Source organism: Stenotrophobium rhamnosiphilum, from assembly GCF_003052265.1.
Taxonomy (GTDB): domain Bacteria; phylum Pseudomonadota; class Gammaproteobacteria; order Nevskiales; family Nevskiaceae; genus Stenotrophobium; species Stenotrophobium rhamnosiphilum.
The window spans coordinates 143,553-157,987 of the sequence record NZ_QANS01000005.1 but is presented as its reverse complement, the minus strand read 5'-3'; the positions used below and the strand labels follow the sequence as shown (position 1 = coordinate 157,987).

The window sequence follows — 14,435 nt, the reverse complement described above, 5'->3', positions numbered from 1 at the left end:
TGATGACATCCGGAGCCGACTACTAAAAGCAAGCGACAGGAGAGTGGCATGGTTATGGATGATCAAACGCAGCAGATTTCGCGCGCGCAATTTTTAATCCGGTCAGCAGCTGCTCTGCTGGTAAGCGTGGGCACAGTCCTGCCATTCAACGCGACGGCTGCCGATGCTGCCCCTGAGGCCAACGTTGTACGCGTTGATACCGGCGCGCTTCGCGGCGCAAACAATATCGATGTCATCTCGTTCAAAAATATCCCGTATGCCGCGCCGCCTGTAGGCGATCGTCGCTGGCGCGCACCTGCACCAGCCGCAGCGTGGACGGATGTGCGTGATGCAAGCCAATACGGCAACGACTGTATGCAGAATCGCATGTCATGGGACAAAACAACTTCAAAGCAGCCGCTCAGCGAAGATTGCCTCAACTTGAACGTTTGGGCTCCTGCATCGGCAACGCCTGCAAGCAAATTGCCAGTGATGGTCTGGGTTCATGGCGGTGGTTTTGTCAGTGGATCGGGCACGGCTGCTGTGATGGATGGCAGCGCGCTGGTTTCACGCGGCGTTATCGTCGTCACGTTTAACTATCGCTTGGCTCGTTTTGGCTTCTTTGCACATCCTGCGCTGAGCGCTGAAAGTCCAGATGGCGCGCTCGCCAACTACGGCTTCATGGATCAAATCGCTGCGCTGCAATGGATCAAGCGCAACATCAAAGCGTTTGGTGGCAACCCTGACAACGTGACTGTGTTTGGTCAGTCCGCAGGTGGTGATTCCATCAACAACCTGATGTTGGCGGGTCCGGCAAAAGGCTTGTTCCAGAAAGCGATCGTGATGTCGGGTGGTGGTCGCACCGTTTGGAAATCGCTGCGTGATGATGGTCCAAGCGGTCCTTCAGCAGAATCGATTGGACAAGCGTTTGCTACGTCAGCTGGTCTTGCCAAGGGCAAGGATGACGCTGCGGCATTGCGCGCGATTCCTGCATCCAAGATTCAGGGCTCGATCAGCCTCCTCAATCCGGAAGCCAAGACTTACACCGGTCCGATTCTCGACGGCAAGATTGTCACGAGCAGTGTTGCTGACGGCTTTGCAGCAGGTAAACAGGCGAAGGTTCCTTATCTCGTTGGCTCCACCAGCAATGAACTTGGATTCTTGCCAGGTATCTTCCTGAAGCCGATGAGCAAGCCACTGGTTGAGAAGCTCGGCGACGATCTCGACAAAATTGTTGATGCCTACGGTTCGCGCGATGTGTTTGATGTCAGCATCGTTAGTGACGTGACCTTTGTTGAACCAGCACGTTATCTGGCCGCAAGCGCGTCATCTGTACAGCCAACGTATCTCTATCGATTCAGCTATGTGTCAGAAGCCAAGTCGAAAGGCTCTAAAGGCGCGGCGCATGCAACAGATATCCCGTACATCTTTGGCAATCTCGCAGCTACTGGTGACAAGGTGAGCGATGCGGATCGTCAGGCGGCGAAAGTGCTGCAAGATTATTTCACTGCATTCGCCAAAACCGGCGTACCTAATGTTGCTGGCCAGGCTGCTTGGCCCGCATATACCAAGAAAGACGACAAGCTTTTGGAGTTCTCCGATAAGGGTGCGGCCGTCGCGGCTGCTGCAACGCCTGCTGTTGAAGCGCTGACGCTTCATTTCAGCAAGCGTTGATCGCTGCATTCGACTGTTCGGAGAATTGTGTGAACAACGTTGGAAGAATATTGAGTGTGCTTGGCTTGGTTATCGTTGCGTTAAGCATGATGCCGGCTTATGCAGAAAATTCCTGTGATGACTTGAAGAATTTCAAGATGGCGCAGCTGCATGTTGATTCAGTGGATACGGTGACGCCTGCCGATACCATTGATTTCGGCATGCCGATCTTGCCGCCGGTGCCTGCCAATGCAACTTTTTGTCGAGTGCTGCTGACGTTAACGCCGACGAAGGGTTCATCAATTCGTTCAGAAGTATGGTTGCCGCCTCAGAAAGACTGGAACGGTAAATTTCTTGGCACGGGTAATGGTGGATTGGCCGGCAGTTTGAATCCGCCGCATGTCGCGATGCGTGATGCCGTTGCGCGTGGCTATGCGACGGCAGGCACTGACACCGGGCATGTCGGTGAAGGCGAGGGCTGGAGCTTGAATGGAGCTTGGGCACTTGGGCATCCGGAAAGAGTGAAGGACTATGGCTATCGCTCAAATCACGTGACTGCGCTAGCGGCTAAAGCTTTGATCAAAGCGCATTACAACAAGGCACAAAAGTATTCTTATTTTCAGGGATGCTCTAACGGCGGACGCGAAGCCTTGATGGAAGCTCAACGCTTTCCACACGATTACGATGGCATCGTGGCGGGCGCACCCGCAAATGCGTGGACCGGAATCTCAGCAGGCTTTGCTTGGAATACGAAAGCCATTAACGAGACGCCTGAAAGCGCACTGCCTGACGATAAGCTTGCCGTGTTGCAAGACGCGGTCATTAAACAATGCGACTTAATAGATGGAGTTGCCGATGGAATTCTGGAAGATCCACGTCGCTGTGTATTTAATCCTGCTGTTGTTCAGTGCACTAATGGCGATCAGGCGGACTGCCTGAGCGCAGCCCAAGTTGAAGCTGCGAAAAAGATTTACCAAGGACCGCGCAATTCAAAAACTGGCGCCCAAATGTATCCAGGCTATCCGGTTGGCTCTGAAGCAGTGCAATGGTCGCAGTGGATTACGGGGCCAAAGGCAGACCAAGCGTTTTACGCAACTGAACTCTTCCGCAATATGGTTCATGAAGATGCAGCTTGGGATTTATCCAAACTCAATCTTGATGCGGATTACGCCAAGTCGGTAAAAAAGATTGGCCCGATTCTGAACTCAGATAAGCCAGACATGAGCGCCTTTGCAAAGAAGGGCGGCAAGTTGATTCTGTATCACGGCTGGGCCGATGGCGCGCTGACGCCGCTGGGCACGATCAAGTACTACGAACGTTTGCACGCCAAGATGGGTGCAGCAGCAACCGCGAAATTCATGCGCTTCTACATGGCGCCGGGTTTAGCGCATTGCATTGGTGGGCCAGGGCCGAATGATTTCGACATGCTGACGCCGCTTGAGCAGTGGGTCGAAAAGAAGACGGCACCTGACACGATCATTGCCAGCAAGTATGAAAATGAGTACGCGAAGCTGCTGGGTATGGAGCAAAGCGAGCCCCTACGTACGCGGCCACTGTGCCCTTATCCGAAAGTCGCACATTGGAAGGGTAGCGGCTCTACCGATAAGGCTGAAAACTTTGAGTGCCGCGCTGATAAGAAGTAACAGCGCGTTGCCTAAACTGCTTCGCTAGTTCTAGCGTTGACTAACATTCCATGAATTCTCTGAAGGACGCTACGGAGAGTTCATGGGATGTTTTTTATTGGGCGATCAAAAAGCGTAGCGCTTAGTCTTTGCTCAGCGTGTTAACCAGATAATCCTGATAGACGTGTAAGAGCTTCAGTGCGCCAGCAATACCTTTCTGATCTGGCGAAATAATCGATTCAATTGCCAGTCCACGTAACGCGGCAAGATGGAGAACACTGCTAGCGTCGATCACCGCCTGATTCTTGAGGCCGGACGCTTTAGCCAGACTTCTCAGGCCTTGGCGTGAACCTTCGCTGATTGCGTTGATCACTGGCGGCAATTTGATGCGCAGCTCTGGATCGCCTTGCATGGCCAGCATGACGTGCAGCACGGCTTGTCCACCGTCGCCGCTGATCGTTGTCCACGCCAGATCCAACAAGCGGCGCATGTGATCTTTCTGAGGAATTCGAGTAAGGCTTTCGCGATAAATATCGATGTCGCGTGCGTAGATGTATTCGACGACCGCTACCATCAGATCAACTTTGGTTGCAAAGTGGTGATTCATCGCGCCACGGCTTACGCCAGCGCGCTCAGCAACCATCGCCGTTGTTGTCGCTGCATAGCCAAACTCGTGTAAGCACGAGATCGAAGCGTCGAAAAGCTTCCGGCGCGTTTCTGAACTGCGTTCAGTATTGGTACGGCGAGCGCGCGGCAATTCCACAACGACCTTCTTGCTGCGTACGGCTGCTTTTACGGCCGCCTTAACTGCGGTGGGCTTGGCTTTTGGCACTGCTAACTCCCTTTTGTTTTTAGTCCGAAACGACGCCTTTAGCACCGTTCGATTCGTCCCATTATATGACAATAACAAACCGGCTTGCCAGTTTGTTTTTTCATGGATAGTATTGGCTTATTCGAGCCGTAAAACGGCCTTTGGAGGAGACATTGGATGTCAATCGCTACACATGTGCGCGCGTTGTTAGTTCCCGGTTGCTTGTCGTTGATCACGGCAATTTCCACGGCCTCAGCTATTGCGCAAGAAGCGCAATCAGCTACTACTGAACCTGCTGCTGAATCAGCGATTGCGCCTAGCGCAGAAAACTCAGCTGCGACTCCTGCACCAGAAGCTGTTGCTGCTGAGCCAGCTGCTGCAGAAACTACTGCTGCTCCAGATTCTGCCGCGGTAGCAGAAACGACAGCAGTGCCTGCAAATGCAGAGCAAGTTCCAGCTGCGACGACAGCTGAAACCACTGCCACTGCTAAACCAGTAGACGATCCATTAGCGGGTATCGAAGAACTCTCAGCACAGCCTGCTGCAACTGATGCCGCAGCAACCGACGCGACTGCAGCTGCGCCAGCTGCAAGCGGCGACGCCAGTCAGACTTCAGAACTCCTTCCGACAATTCCTGTGAATCATCAGGAAGAGAAGAAGGTAGTCAAAGTCGAGAAGGAAGAAGCGGCACCACAGAACATCGATGAAATTGTTGTAACGGCGCAGAAGCGTGAAGAACGTTTGCAGAAAGTGCCTATCGCTGTGACGGTTGTTAACTCTGAACAGATGAGCCGACAGAACATTAGTCAGATCAGCAATCTGAGTCGCGCAGTTCCCGCCGTGGAAGCCAGCGGCGAAGACGGCAACCCAGACACGCGTATCAGTATTCGCGGTATTTCTACCAACTCATTCAGCGTTACTGCCGAGCAAGCTGTTTCCTACGTCGCAGATGGCGTTGTGCTGGGTAAAGCACCATCGGTGAGCTTGTTCGACATCGCACAGATTGAAGTGTTGCGCGGTCCTCAAGGCACGCTGTTCGGCAAGAACGCATCAGCCGGTGTGATCAGCGTTACTACCAACAAGCCTGATCCTTCGAAGTTTGAAGCCTTTGGTCGTGCAGAGCTTGGCGCTAAGTACGACACCCGAGTTGTGCATGGCATGGTGAACATTCCAATCACCGACGATTCCGCATTTCGTATCAGCGTTGGCCAGAGTTATCAGTCTGGGCTGATCCACAACGCAGTTCGTGGCAATGACAGCGTTTTGAAAATTGATGGTGGTCGCGCACGTTTCCTGTGGGAGCCGACACCTGATCTGACCATCAACATTATCGGCGACTACGAGAAGCAGCACGTCAATGAACAGCTCTACATTCTGTTCAACCGTTACGTGAAGAGCGATACCGGCGAGCCCACCGCGATTCCTGGTTGCAACGGCACGATTCCGTCGATGAGCAACAGAATCTCATGCAATAACAATCCGACCGTTAACGACGCTACGACCTATGGTGCTTCTGCACAGATCGATTGGCAGATTGGCGATTACACGCTGACATCGATTACATCAGCGCGACGTTACAAGCAGGATGGTTTCATCGACGTCGATGGCCTGCCTGGCAATTACTACGATAACGGCAACAAGTTTGATAACAGTGTCTACACGCAAGAAGTTCGTTTGGCTTCTCCAGTAGGCGAGGACTTGGAATACGTGGTCGGCGGCTTCTGGTCGAAGTCACATGTTCCTAACTTCCTGACGCAGGTGATTGGCGCGGATGCGCTGACGTCGATCATTGACGGCACCATTCCAGTCTCCTTGTGCGGCACGCTGGGTATTTGCGCCAACGGTCTGGTTGCGCTGAACAACCCGAACCAATACATTGCCGATCTGAAGAGCTATGCCGTATTCGGTCAAGCGACGTACAGAGTGCTGGATGATCTGAAGCTGATCGCCGGTGCACGCTGGACTCGCGATGATGTACAGATGACGTCGACGTCCTATCTTGGCGTGGTCACGTCATTGCTTCCTCTCGGCTCGCCATTGATGCCATTGAACGAACCATTAGCTGGTCAATCCAAGGTCAACAATATTTCCTGGAAATTGGGTTTGCAGTACGACATCTCGAAGAGCTCGATGGCGTATCTGACGGCTTCGCACGGTTATAAAGGTCCACAGGTTGTGTTCAATCCACCTGGAATTATTCCGACTCTGGACGGACTGGAAGTTAAGTTGCCAGCGCCGGCTTCGATCTCCATCGTCAAGCCGGAATACCCAATGGATTATGAAGCGGGCATCAAGTCGACGTTCTTCGGCGGCATCATCGCGACGAACATCAACGTGTTCCACACAACGATCAAAGATTTCCAATCTTCAGTCTTCACCGCAGCAGGCCAGACGCCAAACAATATCTCGCAGGTTGTTACAAAAGGTATCGAGTTGGATATGTTCGGCTTCCTCGCCAAAGGCTTGGTCGTGAACAGCGGCATCCTGTACAACAAAGTCACGTTCCCAGCTGGCTACATGACGACTTGCACGCAGGTCGGCCCTGAATGCCCCGATACCGATGCAGAGACGCTGCAGGATATTGGCGGCAAGCAGATGACTTACGCACCGCGCTTCAAGTTCTTGCTGGCACCAGAATATGAATTTGGCGTTAGCGATCGAGTAAGCATGTTTGTGGGTGCCGATGTGGTTTATCGCACCAGCATTAGCTTTGTGCCATCTGACGATAGCCGTGCAACAACGCCTGACCGCGCGATTTTGGGTGGCAGAATTGGTGTTCGTGGTGCTGACCGCAACTGGGAAATTGCAATCTTTGGGCGTAACTTAACCAACAAGCCCAACTCGCCGTTCCTGTTTGCGCCGTACCTGCTCGGCACTCTGTCATCGCCAGGCATCGACACGTCAGGTCAGGCGCTGTCTACCGAGTCGTTCCGATTCATCGGCATGTCACTTGAAGCACGCTTCTAAATAGAGCAAAGCATAATGAAGCAATCTAAGCGTTCTGCTGTCGTCGCCATTGCAGCGGGTGCAGTACTCAGCGTGCTGTGCGCCTGCGCGACGGGCAAGATCGTTACGCCTCCTGAGCAATCTTCTACTGGGCCGCAGCGCATTGCTGTTTGGCCCGGTGTTGCTCCGGGTGCGGAGAAGCTCAAGCAAGTTGAGCAGGAAACCGTTGCGCCGTGGGGCGATCGCGTTGTCCGCAATGTGGTCAAGCCGTCGCTTGAGGTTTACCGGCCTGACCCTGCAATCGCTAACGGCACTGCGGTTATCATCTGCCCAGGCGGCGCATTCCGTTTCTTGAGTATTGATCTCGAAGGCGAACAGATTGCTCGTTGGTTGAACTCGAAAGGTATTACCGCTTTCATTCTGCGTTATCGCGTTGAAGAGACGCCGGCTTCGGATTTCACTTTCTCGATCGATATTCTCGGCATTCTTGTACCACTGCTCACAGGCGGCGGCGCAATTCATGAAGACATGCAGCGTCTGGGGCCGCCAGCTATTGCAGATGCGCAGCAGGCGATCAAGCTCGTACGCAAGCGCGCAAAAGAATGGGGTATTTCTTCACGCAAAATTGGCGTGCTCGGCTTTTCTGCTGGCGGTGTCGTCGCTACGGGCGTTGCCACCGATCATGACTCTGCAAGTCGTCCGGATTTTGCGGGCATCATTTATAGCGGCCCTTGGAATATCGCCAAAGTGCCTAGCGACACCCCGCCGGTATTCTTGGCTGCTGCGGCGGACGATGGCTTAACAGCAATTTCCACGCTGCCTATTTACAAGACCCTACAAGCTGCGGGGGTTGAAGCAGAACTTCATGTCTACGCCGAAGGCGGACATGGCTTCGCCTTGAAGCAACAGGAAACAACCAGTGATCAATGGGCGAAAGCGTTTACTGATTGGCTCGAAATGAAGAACATGTTGAAGCGCAGCAAGTGAATCGACGCCGCCGATTACTAAACAACGGCAGCATCAAGTTGAGGAACAAGCTGTGATTGAAAAACGTCGCGCTGAATATCTTGCTGTTGTTTGCGCAGCGTTGGTTTTGGCCGGCCAGCCAGCTTTTGCCAGTGGTAGCGGAAAATCAATCAGTACATCCAAGCAACAGTCTGCGGCGGTGAAGATGATTCCTTCTGACCTGCGCGTGGAATACGCCAAGCAGCCTATCGGCATTGATGTTCTGCATCCACGCCTGACTTGGAAAATTCCAAGCACAGGCGATGGCAGACAAAGCGCTTATCAAATTCGTGTTGCGACCAGTGCCAGCGGATTTGAGCGCGCAGCTTTGTGGGACAGCGGCCGCGTTAAATCGGCTGAGAGTGTGCAATTACCTTACGCCGGCCCAGCACTGACATCGCGCACGCGATATTGGTGGCAGGTGCGTACTTGGGATGGAAAGGGCCAGGCTTCTGAATGGAGTGAAGCGTCATTCTGGGAGATGGGCTTGCTCGCCAAGTCCGATTGGTCTGCGCAATGGATCGGCGGTCGCCAAACAGTAGATCACGATTGGCGCGACGCCATCATCAGTATCGATTTCACCCTCACCGGAAAATCCGTCGGATTCTTATTCCGTGCAAAACCCGTAGGAAAAACTTACGGTGAAGCGTATCTGTGGGAAGTGGGGATGTCGGGGGGCAAACCCAAGCTGCTAGCAAAACAACGTCACTATGCGGGCGGCAGCAGCTCCGCTGTGACGACCAAAACGTTGAAGACCGTCGCGTTGGCTGACGCCGCAGCGAACTGGAAAACCAAGCGTCACAATCTCACGATCGAGACGAAAGGAACTTCAATCATCACGCGACTCGATGGCGTGGTTATCGATACGCTTGTTGATGATGGTCAAAGCGCCGGAACCATCGGCATGACTTCTGAAGAAGTCGATGCTGCGGTCATTCACTCCGTGCGAGTGGAAGATCAAGGCAAAGAATTATTCCGCACCGACTTTAGTGATGGCATCAGTCCGTTCACCGGCGGTCACATCACGGAAAAAGGCTTGGCCGTGGCGGCAGGCGTGCCAGATAAAGACTTGGTGTTGCCACTCTCTGCGCCGGCACCGTTGCTGCGTCATCAATTCAATGTGGCGGAATCACCAGTCTCTGCACGCCTCTATCTTGCTGCAGGTGGCTTGCCCAAGCTGACGTTGAATCAGAACACTGTTGGTGATGCCCTACAAGATGGTTACACCGCCTACGATAAGCGCGTGCTGTATCGCACGTTTGATGTCACTAATCTCATCAAGATTGGCGCCAATGTTCTCGGTGTTGAACTGGGCCGCGGTTGGTATGGCGTCACTGAGCCCAATGAATGGTATTGGCATATGGCGCCTTGGCATGCGGCGCCAACTGTATTGGCGCAACTTGAGCTGAGCTATGCCGATGGTCGCCGCGTTGTAATCAATAGCGATGGCAGCTGGCGCACGACTGATGGTCCGACTCAACATGATTCTGTGTATGGCGGTGAGCGCTATGACGCGCGGCTTCTGCCAGCAGGCTGGCTCAATGCGGGTTTCGAGGATTCAGCTTGGAGCAAGGTCGCTGTAGTGAACGGACCTGCTGGCGTTTTGTCTGCTGCCCAGCAAGAACCAATTACCAATGTTGGCGTGATGACGCCAGTTGCGGTGACAGAGCCTAAGCCTGGAATTTACGTTTTCGATTTCGGCCGCATCTTCGCTGGTCGCCTGCATTTGAATGTGAAAGGTCCGCGCGGAACCACGGTTAGATTGATACAGACTGAGAAACTCGCTGAGGATGGCGGCGTTGAAATCGTCAGCGGTTTGGTTGATACGCAGCTGCAGACCGATCAGTACACCTTGGCTGGCGGCGGAGCAGAACAGTGGATGCCCAGCTTCAGCTACAAAGGCTTCCGCTATGTGCAGGTCGAAGGATTTCCTGGAACGCCTAGCTTGGACGCGCTCACGGGCGAAATCGTGCACTCCGCCGTTGCAATGGCGGGAGAGTTTGAAAGCTCGAACGAACTGCTGAATAAAATTCAGGCCGCAGCACGCAACACCATCCTCAACAATATGCACGGCAATCAAACTGACACGCCGACGCTAGAGAAGAACGGCTGGACCGGTGATGCGCAGGCATCTGCTTTAGCTTCGATCACTAACTTTAAAGTAGCGGGTGTCTGGACCAAATGGTTGGCAGATTTCCGCGACTCACAATCTGCCAAAGGCGAAATCCCAAAGATTGTTCCATCAACACCATATTACGGATACGAAGAATCGCCGGGTTGGGAAATGGTCTGGGGTGCTGTGCCACCTTGGGATGCGGCTACCTTCATTCTGCCTTGGGAAATGTACCAGGCATTGGGTGATCGCCGCATTCTTGAGCAGATGTATGTCACGCAAAAAAATCTGGTTGATTACACCGGCGGATTTTTTACTGAAGATAACTACAGCTATAACAATCCCAACAATCCATTCCTCGGCGAGTACTCAGTGCCCTTGCCGCCGGGTGGGTTTATGGAAGCCATCATGCGCATGCCAGCAGGTCCGGTGGACGCGACGGCTGCAGCTTATTACTTCCACATGATCAATCTGCTCGCACAAAGCGCAGACATTCTCGGCAAAACAAAAGATCGTGATCAGTATCGTGCGCTGGCGAATAAAGTTCGCACGGCTTACAACCAACGATACTGGGATGCCAAGAAAGAGATTTACCGTGCGCTTGAGCCTAGCGGTCAAGAGCGTGCCTATGCGCAGACGCCGAATATTCTTCCGGTGGCATTTGGAATGGTTCCGACAGGTCACGAGGCGGCCGTCGTTCGTCACCTGAACGCAGACATCGTCGCTCAGAATAATCATCTGATGACGACCGGCGTTTACGCGGGTCGTTATGTGATGACGATGCTCGGCGACTATGGCTACGCCGATACGGCTTATGCCCTTGCAACGCAGACCGATCTACCTAGCTGGGGTTACTGGATCAACAACGGTCTCTCAACGATGGCAGAAGGCTGGGAGCTGACATCACGCTCTTACGATCATCATTACTGGGGATCAATCAGTTCTTACTTTTATCAGAGCATTGCGGGCATTCGCGCATCGGCTCCGGGTTATCGCAGCATCGTGATCAAGCCTTATCCGCCAACGGGATTGGAATGGGCACGTGCCAGCATTGATACCGAGCGCGGTGTTGTTGAATCGAGTTGGAAGCGTGCTGATGGTCGCTTCACTCTGAAAGTTCGCGTGCCTGCTGCTGCGGAAATCTGGGTGCCAACAGGTGGCGTGAAGGCGGCCTCTGTTCCGACCGGTGCGCGCTTCAAGAAGATTGATGGCGCCTATGCGATCTATCAGATCGGAGCTGGCAGCTTTAATTTTGAAGCGAAGGACGTAAAGGCCAAGACCGCGACGCACTAAGGCCACAATCTTTGTGGCCTTAGTTTTTCTCTCGCTGCTTATTACGTTGCGCCAGTAACTCACGCATGGCTCTAGGCGCAGGACGCAGCGGCGTTCTGGATGTCGTCCAGCCGGCTTGATTCGTCGGCGTTAGCCAACGCAGCCTTGTCGCTATGAAAACGAATGGGCGATAGAGGAATGAGTTTGAGTAGAGTATTCGCCAAGCTTTCCAAGTCAGTGCTTCAAGCATCTTGCGTGCGCTAGCCTGACCTCGCAAAGCCTGATCTGCGCCATCGCTGTTATTGCGCGCAGCCTCGCGCAGACGCATCAAGATTTCCGGAATCGGAATGCCAACCGGACAAACCTCACCACAAGCACCACACAGGCTTGAAGCTGTGGGCAAGTCGCGCGTTCCCGACAAGCCGAGAAGATGCGGAGAGATGATGGAGCCGATAGGTCCCGGATAAGCCGTGCCGTAGCTGTGTCCACCGACGCGTGTATACACCGGGCAATGATTCATGCACGCGCCGCAGCGGATGCATTGCAGCGTCGCGCGAAACTTTTCTTCGCGATAAGCCTGAGTGCGGCCATTATCGAGCAGGATCAAATGCATCTCGCGTGGGCCGTCTTTTTCACCAACACGACGCGGGCCGGTGATCAGATTGAAATAGGTGGATACGGCTTGGCCAGTGGCAGAGCGCGTCAGCAGAGCGTAAAGCGGTACGACGTGCTCAAGCTTTTCAACGACCTTCTCAATGCCAGTGATGGCGATATGGACATCAGGAATGGTCGTGCACATGCGGCCATTGCCTTCGTTCTCAACCAGCGCAATCGTGCCCGTCTCAGCAATCATGAAATTGACGCCAGAGACGCCAATGCGCGCATCGCGGAATTTATCGCGCAGCACGCTGCGACCCATGCTGATCAGCTCATCGACGTCTTCTGTGTACGTGGCACCGGGAATCTTCTCGGAGAATAGCTTGGCAATATCCTGCTTGGTCTTATGAATTGCCGGCATGATGATGTGGCTGGGCCGATCGCCATCTATCTGCAGAATGTATTCGCCCATGTCGGACTCAATGCACTCAATGCCTTCAGTGGCCATCGCTTGGTTCAGCTCAATCTCTTCGCTGACCATCGATTTGCCTTTGATCATCATGTCCGCATGATGCTTCTTGGCAATCTCCAGAAAGATTCGATTGGCGTCTGCACTATTCTCGGCGTAGTGAACGTTGACGCCCAGGCGCTGCAAATTGATTTCCAGCTGATCCAGCAAATCCGGCAATCGGGAAAGTGCATGCTTGCGAGTGGTTTCGCCAACCTTGCGCAATAGCGTGAATGTCGCGTTATCCGGGAACTGAGCCGCACGCTTATCAATCAGAAAATCCATCGCACCGCGAAAATTGCCGCGCAGCTTGGGATCCGCTACTGACTCTCGACTTCGGAGTTTGAAATCTTCAGGTCGAACAATGTGCTCAGTGACACTCATGCTCGAGCCTGTGTATTGGCGACATCATCGCGGATCAAAATAAGTACCAGTTCTTTGGGGCCATGTGCGCCATAAGCCAGCGTGCGCTGAATATCCGATGTTCTGGATGGGCCGCTAATCAATAAAGCATTGGTTGGCATGCCGCTGGCCCAATTTTGCGTGCTGACGGCCTCAAAAAGTGTTTCGACAATATCGCTGGCGTAGAGAATTGCGATATGGACGGGTGGCACCAGAGACAAGCTGCGCGGTTCATTGTGCGTGGGCCACACGATCAAGCTGCCAGTTTCGGCGACACCGCTGCGCACTGTTGTAATGCCTGCGTCGGTTTCGCTGAATAGGATCGGTTTGATTTCGGAAAGATCTTCGTCGTACCAGCTCAGCTTATTGCCGAGCGCACGATTCAGTCCTTCCGAAAAGCTCGTGCCACGACCAGCCAGTAAACGCTGCAATGATTTCTTCTGCACGACTTCAGCAACGTATTCCTGCCAAGTACCCGGCGTGGCTTCAATGATTTCAGTGCGCCACGATTTAGCTTGCGTAATAAAGCGTTCAATTCGATTGGCGCTGCTCTGAACCAGAACCGTAGGCTGCGCGCGGAAATAGGCTTGTACGTCTGGCGCAGGCAATGGCGATACCGGTATCTCGCGTAAGCGCTTAAAAATGGCTGAGCGTGCGCGCTGGTTATCCGACAAGTGGGTAGCACTCATTTCGATGTCTCCAAGCGGTTTGGTGAACCAGACGAATGATCAAGACGATTACGGATAAACGTGGCGACGTGTTCTCCACGCAAGATGTCTGCGCGCTTCTCAAGATTGCCGTTCAAGTTCAGCAGGCAACCGCAGTCCGCGCTGATTAGTGCGTCGCAACCCGTCGCTGTAATCGCATCAACCTTGTCGCGCGCCATCGCGCTGGAGATTTCGGGGTGCTTCACTGAGAACGTTCCGCCAAAGCCGCAGCATTCGGATTCATGTTCTTGCACGACGACTTCAACGCCCGGCATCTGCTTCAGCAGGCGACGAACATGGTGGTGGTTATCCATTTCTCGACGTGCGGTGCAAGAGGTGTGCACTGCAACAGTCACTGGCTGCGCACTCGCGCCGCTCAAATCCAATCCCAGTGTGTTGACCATGAACTCGGAGAATTCGACGGTGCGAGCTGCGATGTCTCGTGCTTTCTCAAGGCGCACCGGATCATCCGCGAAGAGTTTTGGCCAGTGATGTCTCAGCATTCCTCCACAAGATCCAGAAGGAACTACAACAGGCCAAGGCGCTGGAAATAAATCGAGCTGAGCAGCCGCGACAAGTCGAGCGTCGCTGCTAAAGCCAGTGGTGTAGGCCGGTTGTCCGCAGCAAGATTGCTTGAGCGGGAACAGCACTTTGATGCCGGCGCGTTCGATCAGATCAACCGCATCGAGTCCAGATTGCGGGCTGAACATATCAATCACACAAGTCGCGAAAAAATAGACTTGCGATGGCTTCTTGCTAGCGGTCTGTGCCGCTCCTTGTAGTGCAGTGTTCATGTTCCTCCACGCGCAGTTCATTCGAA

At 53.6% G+C, this 14,435-nt stretch carries 9 protein-coding genes; 5 read left to right on the top strand and 4 right to left on the bottom strand.

Going from position 1 to position 14,435, the window contains the following annotated elements; translation table 11 throughout:
• Window positions 1-54 precede the first annotated feature (54 nt).
• Window positions 55-1,653 (top strand): carboxylesterase/lipase family protein, encoded by a 1,599-nt coding sequence (locus CJD38_RS13585; RefSeq protein ID WP_161554242.1) that lies wholly within the window; start codon window positions 55-57, stop codon window positions 1,651-1,653.
• 29 nt (window positions 1,654-1,682) lie between these two features.
• The gene (locus CJD38_RS13580; protein ID WP_146165987.1) at window positions 1,683-3,275 is read left to right on the top strand and encodes a tannase/feruloyl esterase family alpha/beta hydrolase; all 1,593 of its coding nucleotides are present in this window, start codon (window positions 1,683-1,685) and stop codon (window positions 3,273-3,275) included.
• A gap of 121 nt (window positions 3,276-3,396) precedes the next feature.
• On the opposite strand, the gene CJD38_RS13575 is transcribed toward CJD38_RS13580, so the two are convergent.
• Entirely contained in the window at window positions 3,397-4,086 is a 690-nt protein-coding gene (locus CJD38_RS13575) for a TetR/AcrR family transcriptional regulator (protein ID WP_161554241.1), read from the bottom strand.
• A gap of 156 nt (window positions 4,087-4,242) precedes the next feature.
• Here CJD38_RS13575 and CJD38_RS13570 point away from each other — a divergent pair, with 156 nt between their 5' ends.
• Genes CJD38_RS13570 through CJD38_RS13560 form a run of 3 tightly spaced genes read left to right on the top strand, consistent with a single transcriptional unit; the run spans window position 4,243 to window position 11,422 of the window.
• Entirely contained in the window at window positions 4,243-7,032 is a 2,790-nt protein-coding gene (locus tag CJD38_RS13570; RefSeq protein WP_107940901.1) for a TonB-dependent receptor, read from the top strand.
• 15 nt (window positions 7,033-7,047) lie between these two features.
• On the top strand, window positions 7,048-7,998 hold the full coding sequence (locus tag CJD38_RS13565) for an alpha/beta hydrolase (protein ID WP_107940900.1): 951 nt from the start codon (window positions 7,048-7,050) through the stop codon (window positions 7,996-7,998).
• Between the two features lie 52 nt (window positions 7,999-8,050).
• Window positions 8,051-11,422 carry a family 78 glycoside hydrolase catalytic domain gene (locus tag CJD38_RS13560; RefSeq protein WP_240783629.1) on the top strand — a complete coding sequence of 1,124 codons (3,372 nt, stop codon included), beginning with the start codon at window positions 8,051-8,053 and terminating at the stop codon, window positions 11,420-11,422.
• Between the two features lie 19 nt (window positions 11,423-11,441).
• On the opposite strand, the gene CJD38_RS13555 is transcribed toward CJD38_RS13560, so the two are convergent.
• The 3 genes from CJD38_RS13555 to CJD38_RS13545 are packed head-to-tail and all read right to left on the bottom strand — an operon-like array spanning window position 11,442 to window position 14,409.
• Window positions 11,442-12,890 (bottom strand): LutB/LldF family L-lactate oxidation iron-sulfur protein, encoded by a 1,449-nt coding sequence (locus CJD38_RS13555; RefSeq protein WP_107940899.1) that lies wholly within the window; start codon window positions 12,888-12,890, stop codon window positions 11,442-11,444.
• Window positions 12,887-13,597 (bottom strand): LutC/YkgG family protein, encoded by a 711-nt coding sequence (locus CJD38_RS13550; RefSeq protein WP_107940898.1) that lies wholly within the window; start codon window positions 13,595-13,597, stop codon window positions 12,887-12,889. Before CJD38_RS13550 ends, CJD38_RS13555 begins: the two co-directional genes overlap by 4 nt.
• Window positions 13,594-14,409, bottom strand: a complete 816-nt coding sequence (locus CJD38_RS13545; RefSeq protein WP_107940897.1) for a (Fe-S)-binding protein — start codon at window positions 14,407-14,409, stop codon at window positions 13,594-13,596. Before CJD38_RS13545 ends, CJD38_RS13550 begins: the two co-directional genes overlap by 4 nt.
• Window positions 14,410-14,435 lie beyond the last annotated feature (26 nt).

Excerpts from the sequence above, each read along its gene's own strand:
- CJD38_RS13550 (WP_107940898.1), bottom strand. The coding sequence starts at position 13,597 with ATGAGTGCTACCCACTTGTCGGATAACCAGCGCGCACGCTCAGCCATT.
- CJD38_RS13585 (WP_161554242.1), top strand. The coding sequence starts at position 55 with ATGGATGATCAAACGCAGCAGATTTCGCGCGCGCAATTTTTAATCCGG.
- CJD38_RS13555 (WP_107940899.1), bottom strand. The coding sequence starts at position 12,890 with ATGAGTGTCACTGAGCACATTGTTCGACCTGAAGATTTCAAACTCCGA.
- CJD38_RS13565 (WP_107940900.1), top strand. The coding sequence starts at position 7,048 with ATGAAGCAATCTAAGCGTTCTGCTGTCGTCGCCATTGCAGCGGGTGCA.
- CJD38_RS13545 (WP_107940897.1), bottom strand. The coding sequence starts at position 14,409 with ATGAACACTGCACTACAAGGAGCGGCACAGACCGCTAGCAAGAAGCCA.
- CJD38_RS13570 (WP_107940901.1), top strand. The coding sequence starts at position 4,243 with ATGTCAATCGCTACACATGTGCGCGCGTTGTTAGTTCCCGGTTGCTTG.